The sequence below is a fragment of the Pseudomonas sp. NPDC086566 genome (assembly GCF_050280885.1).
In the GTDB taxonomy this organism is placed as follows: domain Bacteria; phylum Pseudomonadota; class Gammaproteobacteria; order Pseudomonadales; family Pseudomonadaceae; genus Aquipseudomonas; species Aquipseudomonas vlassakiae.
Map to the genome: position 1 here is coordinate 1 of NZ_JBNNWD010000027.1, position 1,191 is coordinate 1,191.

Sequence of the window (1,191 nt, forward strand, 5' to 3'; positions counted from 1 at the left end):
TAGCAAATTGCTTGGGTGTTATATGGTCAAGCCTCACGGGCAATTAGTATTGGTTAGCTCAACGCCTCACAGCGCTTACACACCCAACCTATCAACGTCGTAGTCTTCGACGGCCCTTCAGGGAACTCAAGGTTCCAGTGAGATCTCATCTTGAGGCAAGTTTCCCGCTTAGATGCTTTCAGCGGTTATCTCTTCCGAACATAGCTACCCGGCAATGCCACTGGCGTGACAACCGGAACACCAGAGGTTCGTCCACTCCGGTCCTCTCGTACTAGGAGCAGCCCCTCTCAAATCTCAAACGTCCACGGCAGATAGGGACCGAACTGTCTCACGACGTTCTAAACCCAGCTCGCGTACCACTTTAAATGGCGAACAGCCATACCCTTGGGACCGGCTTCAGCCCCAGGATGTGATGAGCCGACATCGAGGTGCCAAACACCGCCGTCGATATGAACTCTTGGGCGGTATCAGCCTGTTATCCCCGGAGTACCTTTTATCCGTTGAGCGATGGCCCTTCCATACAGAACCACCGGATCACTAAGACCTACTTTCGTACCTGCTCGACGTGTTTGTCTCGCAGTCAAGCGCGCTTTTGCCTTTATACTCTACGACCGATTTCCGACCGGTCTGAGCGCACCTTCGTACTCCTCCGTTACTCTTTGGGAGGAGACCGCCCCAGTCAAACTACCCACCATACACTGTCCTCGATCCGGATAACGGACCTGAGTTAGAACCTCAAAGTTGCCAGGGTGGTATTTCAAGGATGGCTCCATGAGAACTGGCGTCCCCACTTCAAAGCCTCCCACCTATCCTACACAAGCAAATTCAAAGTCCAGTGCAAAGCTATAGTAAAGGTTCACGGGGTCTTTCCGTCTAGCCGCGGATACACTGCATCTTCACAGCGATTTCAATTTCACTGAGTCTCGGGTGGAGACAGCGCCGCCATCGTTACGCCATTCGTGCAGGTCGGAACTTACCCGACAAGGAATTTCGCTACCTTAGGACCGTTATAGTTACGGCCGCCGTTTACCGGGGCTTCGATCAAGAGCTTCGCTTGCGCTAACCCCATCAATTAACCTTCCGGCACCGGGCAGGCGTCACACCCTATACGTCCACTTTCGTGTTTGCAGAGTGCTGTGTTTTTAATAAACAGTCGCAGCGGCCTGGTATCTTCGACCGGCATGGGCTTAC

Annotated in this window: 1 rRNA gene (only partly in view); it reads right to left on the minus strand. The window is 53.1% G+C overall.

Annotated elements, in window-relative coordinates:
• Positions 1-22: 22 nt before the first annotated feature.
• Positions 23-1,191 (minus strand): 23S ribosomal RNA (locus ACQKPS_RS26710) (its annotated part continues 1,748 nt past the right edge of the window); the annotation flags it as partial.